Source organism: Paraburkholderia sp. PREW-6R, from assembly GCF_039621805.1.
Taxonomy (GTDB): Bacteria; Pseudomonadota; Gammaproteobacteria; order Burkholderiales; family Burkholderiaceae; genus Paraburkholderia.
On sequence record NZ_CP155073.1, the window covers coordinates 3,228,990 to 3,246,993 of the forward strand.

Annotated in this window: 18 protein-coding genes; 8 read left to right on the top strand and 10 right to left on the bottom strand. The window is 63.7% G+C overall.

Annotated features, from left to right (window positions below):
• Window positions 1–29 precede the first annotated feature (29 nt).
• The 5 genes from glmS to AAGS40_RS14310 form a co-directional block, all read right to left on the bottom strand.
• Complete coding sequence (gene glmS, locus AAGS40_RS14290) at window positions 30–1,847, bottom strand: glutamine--fructose-6-phosphate transaminase (isomerizing) (protein WP_345812111.1); 1,818 nt, start codon at window positions 1,845–1,847, stop codon at window positions 30–32.
• Window positions 1,848–1,908: 61 nt separating this feature from the next.
• The gene (gene glmU, locus AAGS40_RS14295; RefSeq protein ID WP_345812112.1) at window positions 1,909–3,270 is read right to left on the bottom strand and encodes a bifunctional UDP-N-acetylglucosamine diphosphorylase/glucosamine-1-phosphate N-acetyltransferase GlmU; all 1,362 of its coding nucleotides are present in this window, start codon (window positions 3,268–3,270) and stop codon (window positions 1,909–1,911) included.
• A gap of 129 nt (window positions 3,271–3,399) precedes the next feature.
• A complete protein-coding gene (ttcA, locus tag AAGS40_RS14300) occupies window positions 3,400–4,377 on the bottom strand; it encodes a tRNA 2-thiocytidine(32) synthetase TtcA (RefSeq protein ID WP_345812114.1) in 978 nt (325 codons plus the stop codon).
• Between the two features lie 3 nt (window positions 4,378–4,380).
• Complete coding sequence (locus tag AAGS40_RS14305) at window positions 4,381–4,776, bottom strand: dihydroneopterin aldolase (RefSeq protein ID WP_345812115.1); 396 nt, start codon at window positions 4,774–4,776, stop codon at window positions 4,381–4,383.
• Between the two features lie 87 nt (window positions 4,777–4,863).
• Window positions 4,864–5,682: an SDR family oxidoreductase gene (locus AAGS40_RS14310; RefSeq protein WP_345812116.1), complete on the bottom strand. Its 819-nt coding sequence runs from the start codon at window positions 5,680–5,682 to the stop codon at window positions 4,864–4,866.
• A gap of 13 nt (window positions 5,683–5,695) precedes the next feature.
• On the opposite strand from AAGS40_RS14310, the gene AAGS40_RS14315 reads away from it, so the two are divergent.
• Both AAGS40_RS14315 and AAGS40_RS14320 read left to right on the top strand, forming a co-directional pair.
• A complete protein-coding gene (locus tag AAGS40_RS14315; protein ID WP_345812117.1) occupies window positions 5,696–6,892 on the top strand; it encodes an SAM-dependent methyltransferase in 1,197 nt (398 codons plus the stop codon).
• Between the two features lie 19 nt (window positions 6,893–6,911).
• Window positions 6,912–7,106 (top strand): DUF2905 domain-containing protein, encoded by a 195-nt coding sequence (locus tag AAGS40_RS14320; protein ID WP_345812119.1) that lies wholly within the window; start codon window positions 6,912–6,914, stop codon window positions 7,104–7,106.
• 72 nt (window positions 7,107–7,178) lie between these two features.
• Here the strand turns inward: AAGS40_RS14320 and AAGS40_RS14325 are convergent, their stop codons facing one another.
• The 4 genes from AAGS40_RS14325 to AAGS40_RS14340 all read right to left on the bottom strand — a co-directional run bounded on the left by AAGS40_RS14325 (window position 7,179) and on the right by AAGS40_RS14340 (window position 12,099).
• Window positions 7,179–8,411 carry a multifunctional CCA addition/repair protein gene (locus AAGS40_RS14325; RefSeq protein WP_345812120.1) on the bottom strand — a complete coding sequence of 411 codons (1,233 nt, stop codon included), beginning with the start codon at window positions 8,409–8,411 and terminating at the stop codon, window positions 7,179–7,181.
• Window positions 8,408–9,061, bottom strand: coding sequence for a glutathione S-transferase family protein (locus tag AAGS40_RS14330; RefSeq protein ID WP_345812121.1), 654 nt, complete (start codon window positions 9,059–9,061; stop codon window positions 8,408–8,410). The genes AAGS40_RS14325 and AAGS40_RS14330 overlap by 4 nt, the downstream gene beginning before the upstream one ends.
• A 31-nt stretch (window positions 9,062–9,092) precedes the next feature.
• Complete coding sequence (locus AAGS40_RS14335) at window positions 9,093–10,049, bottom strand: complex I NDUFA9 subunit family protein (RefSeq protein ID WP_345812122.1); 957 nt, start codon at window positions 10,047–10,049, stop codon at window positions 9,093–9,095.
• An 82-nt stretch (window positions 10,050–10,131) separates the two neighbouring features.
• A complete protein-coding gene (locus AAGS40_RS14340) occupies window positions 10,132–12,099 on the bottom strand; it encodes a transglycosylase SLT domain-containing protein (RefSeq protein WP_345812123.1) in 1,968 nt (655 codons plus the stop codon).
• Window positions 12,100–12,119: 20 nt separating this feature from the next.
• Between AAGS40_RS14340 and AAGS40_RS14345 the strand changes: the two genes are divergently transcribed.
• Window positions 12,120–12,710, top strand: a complete 591-nt coding sequence (locus AAGS40_RS14345) for a 5-formyltetrahydrofolate cyclo-ligase (RefSeq protein WP_345812125.1) — start codon at window positions 12,120–12,122, stop codon at window positions 12,708–12,710.
• A 7-nt stretch (window positions 12,711–12,717) separates the two neighbouring features.
• Here the strand turns inward: AAGS40_RS14345 and AAGS40_RS14350 are convergent, their stop codons facing one another.
• A complete protein-coding gene (locus tag AAGS40_RS14350) occupies window positions 12,718–13,230 on the bottom strand; it encodes a winged helix DNA-binding protein (RefSeq protein WP_345812126.1) in 513 nt (170 codons plus the stop codon).
• 206 nt (window positions 13,231–13,436) lie between these two features.
• Between AAGS40_RS14350 and pxpB the strand changes: the two genes are divergently transcribed.
• From pxpB to AAGS40_RS14375, 5 genes are all read left to right on the top strand, one after another.
• Complete coding sequence (gene pxpB, locus AAGS40_RS14355; RefSeq protein ID WP_345812127.1) at window positions 13,437–14,090, top strand: 5-oxoprolinase subunit PxpB; 654 nt, start codon at window positions 13,437–13,439, stop codon at window positions 14,088–14,090.
• The gene (locus tag AAGS40_RS14360; protein ID WP_345812128.1) at window positions 14,087–15,139 is read left to right on the top strand and encodes a biotin-dependent carboxyltransferase family protein; all 1,053 of its coding nucleotides are present in this window, start codon (window positions 14,087–14,089) and stop codon (window positions 15,137–15,139) included. Before pxpB ends, AAGS40_RS14360 begins: the two co-directional genes overlap by 4 nt.
• 112 nt (window positions 15,140–15,251) lie before the next feature.
• Window positions 15,252–16,004 (top strand): 5-oxoprolinase subunit PxpA, encoded by a 753-nt coding sequence (pxpA, locus tag AAGS40_RS14365; RefSeq protein WP_345812130.1) that lies wholly within the window; start codon window positions 15,252–15,254, stop codon window positions 16,002–16,004.
• Between the two features lie 277 nt (window positions 16,005–16,281).
• Entirely contained in the window at window positions 16,282–17,043 is a 762-nt protein-coding gene (locus tag AAGS40_RS14370) for a DUF969 domain-containing protein (protein ID WP_345812131.1), read from the top strand.
• Entirely contained in the window at window positions 17,040–17,996 is a 957-nt protein-coding gene (locus tag AAGS40_RS14375) for a DUF979 domain-containing protein (RefSeq protein ID WP_345812132.1), read from the top strand. The genes AAGS40_RS14370 and AAGS40_RS14375 overlap by 4 nt, the downstream gene beginning before the upstream one ends.
• The last annotated feature ends 8 nt before the right edge of the window (window positions 17,997–18,004 follow it).

Sequence of the window (18,004 nt, forward strand, 5' to 3'; positions counted from 1 at the left end):
GCGGCAAGCGTGCCTCTCGCCGCGCCCCCTCACTCCACCGTCACTGACTTCGCCAGATTCCGCGGCTTGTCCACATCCGTTCCACGCGCACACGCCGTGTGATACGCGAGCAACTGCAACGGTACGACGTGCAGAATCGGTGACAGCAAACCGTAGTGCTCCGGCATACGGATCACGTGCAGACCTTCGTCGTTGACGATCTTCGTGTCCGCGTCAGCGAACACGTAGAGCTGACCGCCGCGGGCGCGCACTTCCTGAATGTTCGACTTGAGCTTTTCCAGAAGTGCGTCATTCGGTGCGACTGTGACGACCGGCATGGCTTCTGTCACGAGCGCGAGCGGACCGTGCTTCAACTCGCCTGCCGGATAGGCTTCCGCATGAATGTATGAAATTTCCTTCAGCTTCAGCGCGCCTTCCAGTGCGATCGGGTAATGCAGACCGCGCCCGAGGAACAGCGCGTTTTCCTTGCGCGAAAACTCTTCCGACCACGCGATAATCTGCGGTTCGAGTGCAAGCACGCTGTTCAGTGCAGCCGGCAGGTGACGCAGCTGCTTCAGATAGTCAGCCTCCTGCGCTTCCGTGAGTTGCCCGCGCAAGCTAGCTAGCGTGACCGCCAGCACGAACAGGCCGACCAGTTGCGTCGTAAATGCCTTGGTCGACGCCACACCGATTTCCCGGCCCGCATGCGTCAAGAACGACAGTTCGGTGAGCCGCACCATCGCGCTCGTGCCGACGTTGCACACGGCCAGTGTGTGCTTGTGTCCAAGCGACTGCGCATGCTTGAGCGCGGCGAGCGTGTCCGCTGTCTCGCCCGATTGCGAGATCACCACGACCAGCGCCTTGGGATTCGGCACTGACTCGCGATAGCGATACTCGCTGGCAATTTCCACCTGCGTTGGAATCTTCGCAATGGATTCCAGCCAGTACTTTGCCGTGAGACCCGAGTAATAGCTCGTGCCGCACGCAAGAATCAGCAGGCTGTCGATCTCGGCGAACACCTTGTCCGCGCCTTCGCCGAACAGCGACGCGTCGAACGAATCGGCTTGCGGAATCGTGTCGGTGATCGCGCGCGGCTGCTCGAAGATTTCCTTCTGCATGAAATGACGATACGGCCCGAGTTCGACCGCGCCGCCGTAAGCCGCGACGTGCCGGACGTCGCGCTCGGCTGCCGCACCGTCGCGGTCGACGATCTTCACGCCGCCAAGTGTCAGTTCACAGACATCGCCTTCTTCGAGGAAGATGAAGCGCTCGGTGCTGCCGGCGAGCGCCAGCGCGTCCGATGCGAGGAAGTTCTCACCGTCGCCGAGGCCCACGACGAGCGGCGAACCCTGGCGCGCGCCGACGACCGTATGCGGCTGATCTTTGTGCAGCACGGCGATCGCGTAAGCACCGTGCAACTGCGAGACGGCTTCGCGCACGGCGGCAAACAGATCGCCCTGATAAAGGCTGTGCACGAGATGCGCAATCACCTCCGTGTCGGTCTGCGAGACGAACACGTAGCCCTTGTTGCGCAACATGTCGCGCAGCGACTCGTAGTTCTCGATGATGCCGTTGTGTACCAACGCGAGCGCGTCTTTCGAAAAGATCGGGTGTGCGTTGTCCGTGACCGGCGCGCCGTGTGTCGCCCAGCGTGTATGCGCAATGCCCGTCACGCCTTCGAGATGGCTTTCGCGCACCTGATCGTCGAGATCGGCCACGCGTGCGACGCTGCGTGCGCGCCGCGGACCGTCTTCGCCGAGCACGGCGACGCCGCACGAGTCATAGCCGCGATACTCGAGGCGACGAAGTCCTTCAATCAGGACGGGAACGATATTACGTTGCGCAACAGCGCCGACAATGCCACACATGGCTGAATCCTATTCTGTGCTGGGTTTCAAGGAGCGCGCCTCGTCGCGCGCGTCGTGTCCATCAGCTCTTTTTCCTGGTTGGGCGAACAAAGCCCGGCTTGCTTGTTTGTGTTTTGTCGTTCAGAACCAGCATGTCCTGCTCGACGTCTTTCCAGACCGTCGTGCCCGCCGCGATCGTCACGCCACGCTTGACGCGCACCGGCGCGACGAGTTGCGTGTCCGAACCCACGAATACGTCGTCTTCGATGACGGTGCGGAATTTGTTCGCGCCGTCGTAATTACAGGTGATCGTACCCGCGCCGATATTCACGCGCGCGCCAATGTCGGCGTCGCCGATATACGTGAGGTGATTCGCTTTCGAGCCGCGCCCGAGCACCGCATTCTTGACCTCGACGAAGTTGCCGACGTGCGACTCGTCCTGCAACGACGCGCCGGGGCGCAGCCGCGCGTACGGTCCGAGTACGACGTGCGCGCCGACTTCGGCGCCTTCGATATGCGTGAACGCGTCGATACGCGTGCCCTCGCCGATCGACGCATTGCGGATCACACAGTTCGGCCCGACGGTGACGTTGTCGGCCAGGCTGACGCGGCCTTCGAAGACACAGTTGACGTCGATCGAGACATCGCGACCGCATTCGAGCGTGCCGCGCACGTCCAGACGCGCGGGGTCGGCGAGCGTCACGCCGGCCACCAGCAACGCATCCGCCACGTTGCGCTGATGGATGCGTTCGAGTTCGGCCAGTTGCTGCTTGCTGTTCACGCCGAGGGTTTCCCACTCTTCGTCAGGCTGCGTGGTGACGACTTCGAGCCCGGCTTCGATCGCCATCTCGACCGCGTCGGTCAGATAGAACTCGCCCTGCGCGTTGTCGTTCTTCAACGACGCGAGCCAGCCGCCGAGTCGCGCGGTAGGCGCCACGATAATGCCCGTGTTGATTTCGGCAATCTTCAGTTGCTCGGCGGTCGCGTCTTTCTGTTCGACGATGCGCGACACCTTGCCTTGCTGATCGCGCACGATACGCCCATAGCCGCTCGGGTCCGCGAGAGTGACGGTGAGCACGCCGTAGCCACCCTGCCCTGCACACTCGGTGAGCGCCTGCAACGTGCTGGCGCGCGTGAGCGGCACGTCGCCGTACAGCACGAGTGTGGGTTGCGAAGGATCGAGCAGCGGCAGCGCCTGCTGCACCGCGTGCCCGGTGCCGAGTTGCTGCTCCTGCACAGCGAACTTGACGTCTGGCGCCGCGACCGCTTCGCGCACGGCTTCGGCGCCATGACCGATCACCACGACGAGATGCGTGGGCTTGAGCGCGCGAGCGGTGTCGATGACATGAGCGAGGAGCGGCCGGCCGGCCAGGGGGTGGAGCACCTTGGGAAGCGCGGAACGCATGCGCTTACCGGTGCCTGCCGCCAAAATCACGATGTTCATGGCGTCGGCATATAAGACGAGTTTGGAGCGGTCGATTCTATCATGCGACCTCCAGTGAAAAAGGCCGCGAATGCGGCCCTGAACTCATTGCGGACAGGTAAAACGCCCCATGCGGTGGGGCGCTTTCCATCAAACGTCGTCGAACTGAACAATCGATATTGGTTTTGATGCACCGAGCATTGTGGTGTTGCCCGACTCGCTCGAACACGGGTCTTCATCGAATGCGATATCGCCTTGTGAATCGGCTTCGCCCGTGGCGCGCAGACTGGCGAACTGGAACAGCTTGGGGTCCATCAAGTGTGACGGCACGACATTCGACAATGCATTGAACATGTTTTCGATGCGCCCCGGAAAACGTTTTTCCCAATCGCGCACGAGCGCCTTCATTTCAGCGCGTTTTAGATTCGGCTGACTGCCGCACAGATTGCACGGGATAATCGGAAATTCGCGCAATTCCGCATACTTTTCCAGATCCGTTTCCTTCACATAGGCAAGTGGGCGAATCACGATATTCTTGCCGTCGTCCGATTGCAGCTTGGGCGGCATGCCCTTCAGCTTGCCGCCGTAGAACATGTTGAGCAGCAGCGTCTGCAGAATGTCGTCACGGTGATGACCAAGCGCGATTTTGGTCGCGCCGAGTTCGCCCGCCACGCGGTACAGAATGCCGCGCCGCAGCCGCGAGCACAGCGAGCAGGTGGTCTTGCCCTCCGGCACCAGCCGCTTGACGATGCTGTATGTGTCCTGATTCTCGATGTGAAACGGAATGTCGAGTTGCTTCAGATATTCCGGCAGCACGTGCTCCGGAAAGCCCGGCTGTTTCTGATCGAGATTCACCGCGACAATGTCGAAGTTGATCGGCGCGCGCTCGCGCAGCCGCATCAGGATCTCGAGCATTGCATAGCTGTCCTTGCCGCCGGACAGACAGACCATCACCTTGTCGCCGTCCTCGATCATATTGAAGTCGCCGATCGCCTGCCCCACCTGGCGCGCGAGGCGTTTGAACAGTTTGTTATTCTCGTAGGCTTCCTTCTGCTCGCGGCGCGTGAGCGGAGTTTTGACCTTCACGCCGGAGTCGGCATCGTTATTCAGGATTTCTGGCGCGTTCATGGCTCAATCCTCTTTGATGCGGAAAACTTCAACGCCCACGGCGTCGCAGTCTGGATAAACGTCGGGTTTCTCGGTCGACACGCGCGCGGCGCGCACCTGCGGATGCTCGAGCATGGTCTTGACGAGGTCGTCGCACAGCGTTTCCTGCAGATGGATATGCCCCTGCTCGACGCGCCGCGAAATGGTGGAGCGCATGAAATCATAGTCGACCACTTCGGCGAGCCTGTCCTGAACCGGCGTGGAGAGCGCGAGCGGCACATACAGTTCGACGTTGATCACGACGCGCTGTTCGCCGCGCTTCTCGAAATCGTGCACGCCAATGTTGATGTGCACTTCGTAATTGCGCAGAAAGAGCCGGCGGCAATCGGCGAGCCGGGGATGCGAAAGAGCGGCAAACATGTTCGTTCCAGTCGAAAAAGGCGTGCGTTGCACGCAAGGGGGCGTTTTACAGCGTCACGGCTGGCCGGTCGGCGAGCCGCGCGCGCGTCAGGCGCCCGTCAAAAACATTACGTCGCGCGGCAGCGGCACGAGGTGCTGCCCGCCGTCGACCACCAGCGTCGTTCCGGTGACGCCCGCTGCATCGGCCAGATACAGCGCGGCGGCGACAATATCCTCGGGCCGCGACGCGCGACCCAGAGGCGTAACACGGTGGGCGGCCTCGAATCCGTCCGGCGTCTGGTCGCCCGACTGCATGGTCAGACCGGGCGCAAGGCCGACCACACGGACCTTCGGCGCGAGCGCCTGAGCGAGCGCGACGGTCGCTGTCTGCATTGCGGCCTTGGTCAGCGTGTACGACAGGTAGTCCGGATTCATGTTGTACAACTTCTGATCCAGCACGTTGATCACCACGCCGCGCTGGCTTTCGTCGGTGTACGCGGCCTCGGGCGTCGCCTCGAACAGCATGCGCGCGAGCACCAGCGGCGCGCCGACGTTCATCGCGGTCAGCTTCAACAGCAGGTCGTAGCCGACGTCGCGCGCCGTATCTTCCTCGAAACGCGACGCATTGTTGACGATGCACGCCGGACGGCCGAGCGCGGCGATACACGCCGGCAAAAGCCGCTTAACCGCGGCTTCGTCACCCAATTCGGCCTGCAGAGCGACTGCACGGCGCCCCAAAGCGGTGATTTCGGCAACCAGCTGGCCCGCTTCCTCGCCCGAACTGCCGTAATGGACGGCCACGTCCCAGCCCCGAGCCGCGAAGCCCAGCGCAAGCGCCCGCCCGATACGGCGGGCGGCGCCGGTAATCAGCACGACGCGCGGCATATCGGGCGCGGGCGCGCCGGCGGTGTCCAGAGAGACGGTCATTTACAATGCGGGGATGAATCCGATAGCTCACCAACCCGATAGTTTACCTGCTCCCGGCCCAGGCGCGCTTGCCCAGTCGGAAGCGCTGGTCGCGCAATTGCGCGCGGAGCTCGAAGCCGCCGGCGGCTGGCTGCCGTTCGACCGCTACATGGAACGCGCGCTGTACTCGCCGGGATTCGGCTATTACAGCGGTGGCGCGCGCAAATTCGGGCTACGTGGCGACGACGGCAGCGACTTCGTCACCGCGCCCGAGCTGTCCCCCCTGTTCGCGCCGACGCTGGCGCGTCCGGTCGCCGAGGCTCTGCAGGCGAGCGGCACGCGGAACCTGCTGGAATTCGGGGCGGGCACGGGCAAACTGGCTGCGGGCCTCGTCAATGCGCTGGACGAATTGGGCGTGGAGTTCGACAGCTATTCGATCGTGGATCTGTCGGGCGAACTGCGTGAGCGTCAGCGCGAAACGATCGAAGCCGCCGCGCCGGCGCTGGCGGCGAAAGTGCGCTGGCTGGATGCGTTGCCCGAACAGTTCGAAGGCGTGGTGATCGGCAACGAGGTGCTGGACGCAATGCCCGTGAAGCTGTTTGCCAACCTTGGCGGCGTCTGGCACGAGCGCGGCGTGGTATGGCGCGACGAAGCGTTCGCTTTCGAGGACCGGCCCGTGACACGTTCCGGACCGGCCGACCACGCGTTGCTCGCCGAAATCGAAACGTTCGGCGAAAACTACGTGACCGAGACGCACGACGCCGCGCGCGCCTTCATCCGCACCGTCTGCACGATGCTCACGCGCGGCGCGGCGTTTTTCATCGATTACGGCTTCCCGCAGCACGAGTACTACCATGCGCAGCGGGCGCAAGGCACGTTGATGTGCCATTACCGGCACCGCGCGCATGGCGACCCGTTCCTCTATCCGGGCTTGCAGGACATCACCGCGCATGTGGAATTCACCGGCATCGCCGAAGCGGGCGTCGAAGCAGGCGCCGATCTGCTGGGCTTCACCTCGCAGGCGCGTTTTCTGATGAATGCGGGTATTACCGACGCGCTTTCGTCGATCGATCCGACCGACACCACGCGCTTCCTGCCCGCCGCCAACGCAGTGCAAAAATTGCTGTCGGAAGCGGAGATGGGCGAGCTGTTCAAAGTGATTGCCTTTTCGCGCGGACTGACGGAGACGCTCAAGGCGTTCTCCAGCGGCGACCGCTCGCATACGCTGTGATTTTTTCCGGAGCCTTGCGATGATCCGCTGGCTGTTGACAACGTTTATCGCGGTGGCGGTGCTGTCGTCATGCTGGCCGTGGCTCAGGAAGATCGGCATTGGCCGCATGCCCGGTGATGTGACGGTGCGCCTCTTCGGGCGTGTTTATCAGTTTCCGTTCATGTCGACGCTGGTGTTGTCGATGCTGTTGTCGCTGATCGCAAGAATGCTTTAAAGCGGGCGGCCCCGCGACGACGCGCCAGACCGCCTTGCACGCGGCCTTGCACGCCGTCTGTCTCACCGCCGCTTACCCCAACGCCGCTTCTACCGCCCTCACCCGCTCCTGATGCACCGCGTCCTTAATGCCCGCCGGCGCATCGGCGAGTCGCTTCGCCACCGCGCCAGCGTCGACTGCGCGCGCGGCAACCAGCGCGACGCGTAAGCGCTCGGCCTGCGGATAATCGCGCGATTCAAAACCCAGCCTGCCGCGCGCGTCCGCCTCGCAGGCCTGCAACGCCTCGGCGAAGCGCGCCGGTTTGCGGATCGCGTCGCTGCGCTCCAGCAAGCGCACGAGCGCCGCCGCGCCCATTTCCATCACGCGATGAATGTTGCCGTGCTCGCGCGCCACCAGCAGACCGAGATCGCGACACTCGTTCGGCACGCGCAGCCGCTCGCACAGCCGCCTGAGCAGATCCACGCTGCGCTCTTCGTGCCCGATATGGCGTGGCAGAACGTCCGCGGGCGTCGTGGCCTTGCCGAGGTCGTGCGTCAGCGCGGCGAACCTCACCGGCAGCGCATAGCCCTGTTGCGCGGCGTGGTCGACGACCATCATCACATGCACGCCCGTGTCCACTTCCGGGTGATAGTCGGCGCGCTGCGGCACGCCGAACAGCGCGTCGATTTCCGGCAGAATGCGCGCCAGCGCGCCGCATTCGCGCAGCACGCCAAACATGCGCGAAGGCTGCTTCTCCATCAATCCACGCGACACTTCCTGCCAGACGCGCTCGGCGACCAGTGCATCCACTTCGCCGTCGGCGACCATTTTGCGCATCAGCGCCATGGTTTCCGGCGCGACGGTGAAGTCGACGAAGCGCGCCGCAAAGCGCGCAATTCGCAAAATCCGCACAGGGTCTTCAAGAAACGCGTTGCTGACATGACGGAAGAGCCGTGCATGCAGGTCGGCCCGACCATTGAACGGATCGATTACCGGGCCGGTCAGTTCACCGTCCGGGCGCACTTCGCGCGCCATGGCGTTGATGGTGAGGTCGCGGCGCGCGAGATCTTCTTCCAGTGTGACGTCGGGTGCGTAGAAGAACTGGAAGCCGTGATAGCCGGCCGCCGTCTTGCGCTCGGTTCGCGCAAGCGCGTATTCCTCATGCGTTTGCGGATGCAGGAACACCGGAAAATCCTTGCCCACCGGACGGTAGCCCTGCGCCGCCATCTGCTCCGGCGTGGCGCCCACCACGACGTAGTCGCGGTCCTGCACCGGCACGCCAAGCAGTTCGTCGCGGATCGCCCCGCCTACCGCATAGATGTTCATGGGCAGACGTCCTGATACGGAATCGTGTGCGTCTCCTTCAGCGCGGCGTCGATCCACGCCTGCACCGAGGGCAATGCGGTCACACGCTTCACGTACGCGAGCGACACGTCCGACAATGCCGGCTGCCACGTCCTGAAACGCATCACGACCGGCGCATACATCGCGTCGGCGATGCTGAACTCGCCGAACAGAAACGGGCCGCCATAGGTTTGCAGGCAGTCGCGCCAGATCGCCTCGATACGCGCGATGTCGGCCAGCGCGCCAGGCGTCGCGTTCCTGCCCGGAAACGAAGCGCGAATGTTCATCCACATGTTCGAGCGCAGTTCGCCGAAGCCCGAGTGCATCTCCGCGCTGACACTGCGGGCGTGAGCGCGCGCCGCCGCGTTGTGCGGCCACAGTGCATGTTGCGGGTAGCGCTCGGCAAGCGTCTCTGCGATTGCGAGCGAATCCCACACGGCCGCACCGTCATCGCTGATCAGACAGGGAATTTTGCCTGGGCCCGTTGGCGCATGCGCGAGCACCTCGGCGTTGGTGCCCGGCTGGTTCAAATGGATCAGCACTTCCTCGAACGGGATGCCGAAGTGCGTGAACAGCAGCCACGGACGCATGGACCATGACGAGTAATTCTTGTCGCCTATAAGCAGCTTCATGCTGGGTAACTGTCGGGAGAAAGCCGAGATTCTAGCGCCCGGCGCTCGCGCGGAACGTGTCGAAACGGGACCGCGTGGACGCGCCCGTCAGGTAGAGCGGCGCGATGGTTTCGATGGCGGTCGGCTCGATAATCCCAAGATCCGGCGACAGCGGCCCGCTCAGCACGTTGTCCACTTTCATTGAATCCAGATTGTCTCGCGAGATCACCGGTTCGCCGGGCGCGAGCTCGAAGCTCAGCGCCTGCAGCCGCGCCAGGGTTTCAGGCAGCCGTATGATGCGCGCGTGCTTGCCGATCACGTCGCCGCAATATTTGACGAGTTCTTCGAGCGTGTACACGGTCGGGCCGCCCAGTTCGTACGTCTGCCGGCTGGCCGCGTCGAGATCGAGCACGTTGACGATGGCCTTCGCGACGTCGTCCACATAGACCGGCTGGAACCGCGCGTCCGGCATGCCGAGCGGGATCACCGGAAAGACGCGCTGCAGGAACGCAAATTTGTTGAGGAACTGATCTTCCGGGCCAAACACGACCGACGGCCGCATGATCGTCCATGCCAGATTTGCCGCATGGATCGCCTTCTCGCCGTCGCCCTTCGAACGCGAATACATGCTCGGGCCATTCGAGTCGGCGCCAAGCGCGCTGATGTGAATCAAACGATGCACGCCCTTGCCTTCGCAGGCCGCCACGATTCTGGTCGGCAACTCGACGTGCGTGCGCGCGAAATCCGGGCCGTACGGCTTGCCGCGTTTGCCTTGCAGGATCGCCACGAGGTTGATCACGCAATCCGCGCCCTCGACGAAGCCTGCGAGCTGGACCGGATCGAAGACGTCGGTCTCGATCACGTCGATGGGCAGCATGGTGAGATGGCGGGCGTTGTAGCGCCGCCGTGTGGCGATGCGCACGTCTTTGCCCATTTCGACAAGGGCGTTGACGAGATGGCTGCCGATAAAACCGGACCCGCCGATGATCGCAATGGCTTTGTGTCGCATTTTCGACTCCCTGGGTGGAAGCCGCGGCAACGGCTGGCGTGGCGCGCCGCCGCATCAGGACGATGCAGCGGCGGCACGGCGCTTACGGTGCAATGTAACCCAGTCGCGCCTTCAGCGATTGCGGACGGCCTTCGAACAATGCCGCGTAGTAGACCGTATTGGACAACACATTCTTCACGTAGTCGCGCGTTTCCTGGAACGGGATCGCTTCGGCGAAGATCGCGCCTTCAACCGGATGCTGCAACGATTGCCGCCAGTTGCGCGGACGGCCCGGACCCGCGTTGTAACCCGCGGTGGCGAGCACGGCGGACCCGTCGAACTGATTGTAAATCATCGCCAAATAGTTCGTGCCCAACAGGATGTTGGTGTTGATGTCGTTCATCTGGTCGCGCGAAATGGGACCAAGCCCAATCTTTTTGGCGACCAGTTGCGCGGTGCCGGGCATCAACTGCATCAATCCACTCGCGCCGACGTCCGAGCGTGCGTTCATGATGAAACGCGATTCCTGGCGAATCAGCCCGTATGCCCATTCCACGTCAAGGCCGTTCGATTGAGAATCGCGCTCGACGATGTCCTTGAACGGCGACAGATAACGCAGCGAAAAATCATGTTCGCTCTTCGTGCGGTCGGCCGTGTTCACCGCACGGTCGTAAAGCTGGATGCGACGCGCGTATTCGGCGGCGGCAATCAGTTGCCGGTCGCTCATGGTACGCAGCGGCCAGTTCCATTCGCGATTGCCTTCCAGCCGCAGGTTCAGCGCATAGAAACGCTGTGCGAGATCGAAGCCTGGCGTGTTGCCGGCTTGCTGGATTTCGGCGTCGCTAACCATTGTTTTTGGCGGAACCACGATTTTCTGGCCGAGTTCTTCCGCAGCAAGCTGGCCGTAGAAGTTGTAACCCTGCGAGATCGACTGGAATTCCTGATTGGCCGTGGCGGTTTCGCCGGCCTGCTTCAACGCACGCGCATGCCAGTACACCCACGAAGGCTGATTGCGCAGCGCCTCGGGCATCTGTTCGATCGACCAGCGCACCATTGTCCAGTCGCCGGCGAGGAGCGCCGTGCGCGTGCGCCACTCATACGCGGGCGTGGAGAGCGGCGCATTGACCGACAGGCGATACCAGTCCACCGCGCTCGGCATCTGTCTGGTGGCCGCCTGATAGGCAATCGTGCCCCAACCGATTGCGCGTTCCGGCGAACTCAGCGACGGCGCGACCGAAGCGAACGTGGCCGCGGCCATAGCCGGGTCGTTGCGTGCCATGCGCGTGATGGCCAGCAACGCGAGTTGATGCGACTGCGTGTCCGGACCGACCCCGCGTGCGAGCAACAGCGGCGGCGTGCTCGTGGCCTGACCGAACAACACGGGATCGGGCGGCTGGTTGCTCAGCGCGTCGACGAGTTTGGCGCCTGTGTTCGTGTAGTTCTGTTCGTAGGCAAGACGGATCTGTTGCCAGACATCCGCCGTGCTGAACTGCTGATTGATGGCGAGTGCGTTGATCAGGTCGACGCAACCGTCGCCATACCATTTCGGATCGACCAGCAGCGCACGCGCCGCGTCGGCGACGTTTTCACCGTGGGCCGCGCGCGATTCGAGCGCGTAGCACTTGACCTGCGTATCGTCGTTCAGAACGAAGCGCGCGTATTGCTGATCGAAACTGCGCCAGTCGTGACGTGCGCCGAGCACCGTGAGGTAGTCGTTACGCATGCGGTCCGCGATCGCCTGGCCGTCGTAGCGCTGCAGGAACGACAGCACGGGCGCGTCCGGAGCGTCGACACGCGCATGACCGCTCGAATCGAACAGTTGTGGCTTGAGCTGGAAGTACTCCAGGTAGGACGGCGCCGGATAGTTCGGGATCATGCTCGCCAGTTGCGCTGCTCGCCCCGCGTCGTTGCTGCGGGCGGCTTCGCGAAGCTGGACGAAGATCTGGTCGTCGTTCGTAAGTTGCGAGAGAGGAACAGGCTTGACGGCTGAGGCCGTGCTGCACGCGACGAGTGCCGCAGCGGCAAGCGCCAGACCGGCCGCGCGATATACTCGGTAAAGGCGTTTTGACATCGTTGTTTCTGGAGCGCGAATTGACATCAAGCATAGCATGCAACCCCGTCGCGGAATCGAAAAAGGCACTGCGTCGGAGGCTATTGGAAGCAAGGCTAGAGGCGGCTTCCAAGCCAGCCAGCAATGCCGCGCTCGGCCGCCGCATGCTCGATGCGTTAAAGCGTTATGGCGTGAACAGCGTGGGCTTCTACTGGCCGCTCGCCGGCGAGTTCGACGCGCGTGCGGCCATCGCGATCTGGCTCGCCGGTGATGCGGCGCGCGTCGCGAGTCTGCCCGTCGTCAAGGACCGTGGCGTGCCGCTCGAGTTCCATGCGTGGACGCCGGAAACGCCGATGAAGACCGGTCATCACAAGATCGCCGAGCCCACCTCGGGGCGCGTGATCGTGCCGCAGTTGCTGTTCGTTCCATGTGTCGGTTTCGACGCGCACGGCTACCGGCTCGGTTATGGCGGCGGCTACTACGATCGCACGCTCGCCGCGTGGCCGGGCCCGAAGAAGCCGGTCACGGTAGGCATCGCGTATGAAGCCTGCCGCACCGAAGCCTTACAGCGCGAAGCGCACGACATTGCGCTCGATCTGATCGTGACCGAGGCCAGCGCCTATCCCGGCTGAGGGGCCTTTACAACGACGCCGCCGCCCGCGCCGCGGTGTCATACAGCCCTGAAGCGTTGCGCATCAATTGCGCCGCCTCGCCGATCTGCTCATTGGTGAGGCCACTTTCCTTCAGCGTCGAGATAAGACAGCTCTCGCGCACCTCGCGATATTTCAGACACAGTTCACGGCCCGCGTCGGTTGCCGAGAAGAACACTTCCTTGCCGGTCTTTTCGCTTTTTACATACCCTCTAGTGACGAGCTTCTTCAACGCGTAAGTGGCGACGTGCGTGTCTTCGATATTCAGCACGAAGCAGATGTCCGCGAGCTTCTTGCGACGTTCGCGATGGCTGACATGGTGCAGCAGGGAGACTTCGATGGCGGTCATGTCCTTGTCGCCGGCTGCCGACATGCAGCGCACCATCCATCGGTTGAACGCGTTGCCCGCCATGATGAGCGCGTATTCCAGCTCGGACAGTTCCGCGCTTGTCTCGGACACGAGATGTTCCGAGGAGACGATCTTGGTGGGATGGCGCGACATGATGAAAATTCTCGGCAAACGGGAGGGGAAGGTGTCGGGAGTGTACGACGAGCGCATCGTCCCGGCGAGCCTGGCGGAAACTCTTATTGAGAAATTGTTGATATTTTATTGATAATGTACGCTCCTATCGTCGCCGGCCCGATGCTGCTCGCAATCCATCGGGCCGCGCTGCGCGCAATGTTCGACTCCACCTGGGCCGCTAACCAATGAGCCAACCCAAGATTTTCCCGCTCGGCGACGCCGCGCTCGTGTGCGAAGCACCGCCGCCCGCCACGCTGGATTGCCAGCGGCGCGTGTGGGCCGCCGCCGAGGCCGCCCGCGACTGGCCGCATGTGCTCGAGGTCGTGCCGGGCATGAACAACCTGACGCTCGTGTTCGACCCGCTCGAAGCCGACATCAGCGCGCTCACGGCACGGCTGCAATCGGCCTGGCATGCGGCCAGCGAAAGCACTGCGGCCGGCCGCGACGTAGACATTCCGGTCCAGTACGGCGGCGAGTTCGGCCCGGACCTGAAGGCGGTCGCCGATCACACCGGCTTGAGCGTGCGCGAGGTCGTGCAGCGCCATTCGGACGGCGAGTACGTGGTGTTCTTCCTCGGCTTCCAGCCTGGGTTCGCGTACATGGGCGGCCTCGACGCGGCGCTGCATACACCGCGCCGCGCGTCGCCGCGGCTGGAAGTGCCGGCGGGGTCGGTGGGCATCGGCGGGGAGCAGACTGGCGTCTATCCGGCCACTTCGCCCGGCGGCTGGCAACTGATCGGCCGCACCGATACCGCGCTGTTCGATCCCACGCGCCGCCCGCCCACCCTGTTGCAACCCGGCGACCGCGTGCGCTTCACCATTGCGGGGATCCACGCATGATCGATGTCATTCGCGCGGGGCTGTTGACGACCGTTCAGGATCTCGGCCGACACGGATACCGGCATCTCGGCGTCGCGTTCGGCGGAGCGTTGGACCGGCTGTCGCTCGAAGTCGGCAATCGGCTGGTCGGCAACCGGCCGGATGCGGCCGGCCTCGAAATCACGTTTGGTCCCACGGTGCTGCGCTTTCTGCGCGCGACGCGAGTGGCGATCACCGGCACCGAGTTCGGCGCGACGCTCGACGGCAAGCCGGTCTATTCATGGTGGAGTCTGCCCGTCCAGGCCGGCCAGGAACTGGTGCTGAACGCGGCCAAACGTGGCATGCGCGGTTATGTGTGCGTGGCGGGCGGCATCGACGTGCTGCCGATGCTCGGCTCACGCAGCACCGACCTGGCTGGCCAGTTCGGCGGTCTTGGCGGACGCGCGTTGCGCGACGGCGACCGCCTGCCGGTCGGCGTGCCGCCGCAACGCGGCCACGTCGGCTTCACGCCGCAAGCACCGGAATTCGGCGTGAAGGCGCCCGCGTGGTGCAAATTCGTGCTCGTTCATGAGCCGTTGCGGCGCGGCCGTCATCCGGCGGGCGTGCCGTGGGCAGTGCCGATCCGCGTGCTGCGCGGTCCGGAATATGCAAGCTTCACCGAGGCGGCGCAGGAGTCGTTCTGGTCCGACGAATGGCTCGTCACGCCAAACAGCAATCGCATGGGCTATCGCCTCGCGGGCACCGAACTCAAGCGTAGCCACCAAGCCGACCTGCTCTCGCATGCCGTGCTGCCCGGCGCGATCCAGGTTCCGCCGAATGGCCAGCCGATCGTGCTGATGAGCGATGCGCAGACCACCGGCGGCTATCCGAAGATCGGCGCGGTGATTCAGGCCGATCTGTGGAAGCTCGCGCAGGTACGGCTGAACGCGGCGATCCGCTTCATTCCGACAACGCCTTACGAGGCGCGTCACGCTTTAGTGGAAGAGCGCACGTATTTGCGGCAGATCGACGCCGCGATCACGATGCATGAAGAACGCTGCGAACGGCAGGCGGCCGTCGCGGCTCTCTGATAACGGGCGCGTGCCGGCGAGGCGCCTGTCGTCGAGTTTTTCGAGCAACCGGACAGGCAGGCAACGCTGATTCACGCAAAGGCCCGGCGTTTTTTGAGACTAGAGGTACACCATGGAAATCGATCTGAACGCCGATCTCGGCGAAGGCTGCGGCTCCGACGAGGCGCTGCTCGACCTCGTCAGTTCCGCCAACATTGCGTGCGGCTGGCACGCGGGGGGCGCCAACGCGATGCGCGACTGTGTGCGGTGGGCGGTGCAAAAAGGCGTCGCGATCGGTGCGCATCCAAGCTTTAACGACCCTGAGAACTTCGGCAGGAAGGAGATGGATCTGCCGGAGAAAGAGATATATGCGGGCGTGCTCTACCAGCTTGGCGCGTTGTCGGCGATTGCGCAGGCGGAGGGCGGCCGCATTGCGCACGTCAAGCCGCACGGCGCGCTGTACAACCAGGCCGCGCGCGATCCGAGAATTGCCGACGCGATCGTCTGCGCCGTGCACGACTTCGACCCTTCGGTCGCGGTGTTCGCGCTGGCGAACAGCGGACTCGTGACAGCCGCCCGCAACGCGGGGCTGACCGCCATCGAAGAAGTGTTCGCCGACCGTGGCTATCGGTCCGACGGCTCGCTGGTGCCGCGCAAGGAGCCCGGCGCGCTGCTGGAGGACGAAGACGAAGTGCTGGCGCGCACACTCGCCATGGTGCGCGAGCAACGCGTGCAGGCCGTGGACGGTCAGTGGGTCACGCTGAACGCGCAGACCATCTGCCTGCACGGCGACGGCCCGCACGCGCTGGCCTTCGCGCGGCGCATCCGCGATGCGCTGGAAGAGGCGGGTATCGCGGTCCACGCAGCGGGCGCCGCGAGCGTCTGAAGCTCGCGCGACCGACGCGGCTCCAGACTCCGCGATCAACTTCTGCCACGCCCCGAACGCCCCGCTCCCCCGCGGGGCGTTTGCCAGGTGCGGGACGCTTTTGCAATACCGCTATAGCAGTCAATGCAGTCAGACGTAGATGTAGACGCAGAGCAGGTGTAGTCGAAGCAACACGGCCGACAAGAGCCGTGGCAACAAGACGGCGCATGGATCATCAGGCGCCGGCCCACGTGAGCCGCCATAAGCGGCGAGGTTGAAACCCTGTTTGGAGATCCAGATGCAGACAACAGTCAGTCTATGGCCGCTCATCGGCGTGGCCGTTATCATCGTCGGCTTTTTATTGCGGTTCAATCCGATGCTGATCGTGGCGGTTGCCGCGATCATCACCGGTCTGGCCGCGCATTTCCCGCCTGAAAAAATACTCGCTGAAATTGGCACCGGTTTTATCAAGACCCGCAACATTCCGCTGATCATCCTGCTGCCGCTCGCAGTGATCGGCCTGCTCGAACGACACGGTCTGCGCGAGCGTGCGCAGACGTGGATCAGCAGCATCAAGGCCGCGACGGCCGGGCGTCTGCTGATCGTCTATCTGCTCGTGCGGGAACTCACGGCGGCGGTCGGCCTGACCGGGCTGGGCGGTCATCCGCAAATGGTGCGTCCGCTGATCGCGCCGATGGCCGAAGGCGCGACCGAAACCCGTTACGGCAAGATCAGCGAAGCGGTGCGCTTCAAACTGCGCGCGTACTCGGCGGCGACCGACAACGTCGGGCTCTTCTTTGGCGAGGACGTGTTCGTCGCGTTCGGCGCGATCGTGCTGATGACGACCTTCCTGAAGGAAGCCGGCATCGTCGTCGAGCCGATTCACGTGGCCGTGTGGGGCATTCCGACCGCGATCTGCGCGTTCCTCGTCCACGGCTTCCGCCTTTATCTGCTCGACCGCAGACTCGAACGTGAATTGCGCGGCAATACGCCGATCAGGAGCGCGGCTGGCGCCGCCCCGGCATCGCCGACGCAACCTGCCGCAGGAGACAAAGCATGACGCTCACCATCACATATCTGTTCTGGCTGCTGGGCATCGTGCTGCTCGTGATCGGCGGCATGATCATCACGGACCGGGAGCACCCGCGCCGCCTCACTGCCGGCGGCTTCTGGATTCTCTATGCGCTGATCTTCCTGATCGGCGACAGGCTGCCGCCCGCCGTGGTCGGCATTGCGGTGATCGTCATGGCGCTGATTGCCGGCTTTGGCGGCGTCACCGCGGGCAAGCCGAGACTGCTGTCGCTCGAAGCACGCAAAGCGAGCGCCGCGCGTCTTGGCAACAAGCTGTTCGTGCCCGCGCTGACCATTCCGGTCGTCACGGTGCTCGTCACGCTGTCGGCGAGCCATCTGGTGTTCGGCGGTTTGCCGCTGATCGAGAAGGCAAACGTCACGCTGATCGGCTTCGGCATTGGCTGCGTGATCGCGCTGGCCATTGCCTGCGTGCTGACACGCGACACGGTCGGCCAGTCGATGAAGGAAGCGCGCCGCCTCGTCGACGCGCTGTCCTGGGCTGCGGTTCTGCCGCAGATGCTCGGCATGCTCGGACTCGTGTTCTCGGACGCGGGCGTGGGCAAGGCCGTGGCTCACGTCACGACTGCTTACATCAGCCTCGACTATCGCTTCATTGCGGTGGCCACGTACTGCATCGGCATGGCGCTCTTCACGATGGTGATGGGCAACGGCTTCGCAGCGTTCCCGGTGATGACGGGCGGCGTCGGCGTGCCGATTCTGGTTGGCGTGTTTCACGGCAATCCGGCCGTGATGGTCGCTATCGGCATGTTCTGCGGCTATTGCGGCACGCTGATGACCCCGATGGCCGCGAACTTCAACATGGTCCCGGCGGCATTGCTGGAGTTGCCGGACAAGAACGCGGTAATCAAGGTGCAGGTGCCTACCGCGCTCACCCTGCTCGTCGTCAATATCTTCCTGTTGAATTTCCTGATGTTTCTGTAGGCGTCTGC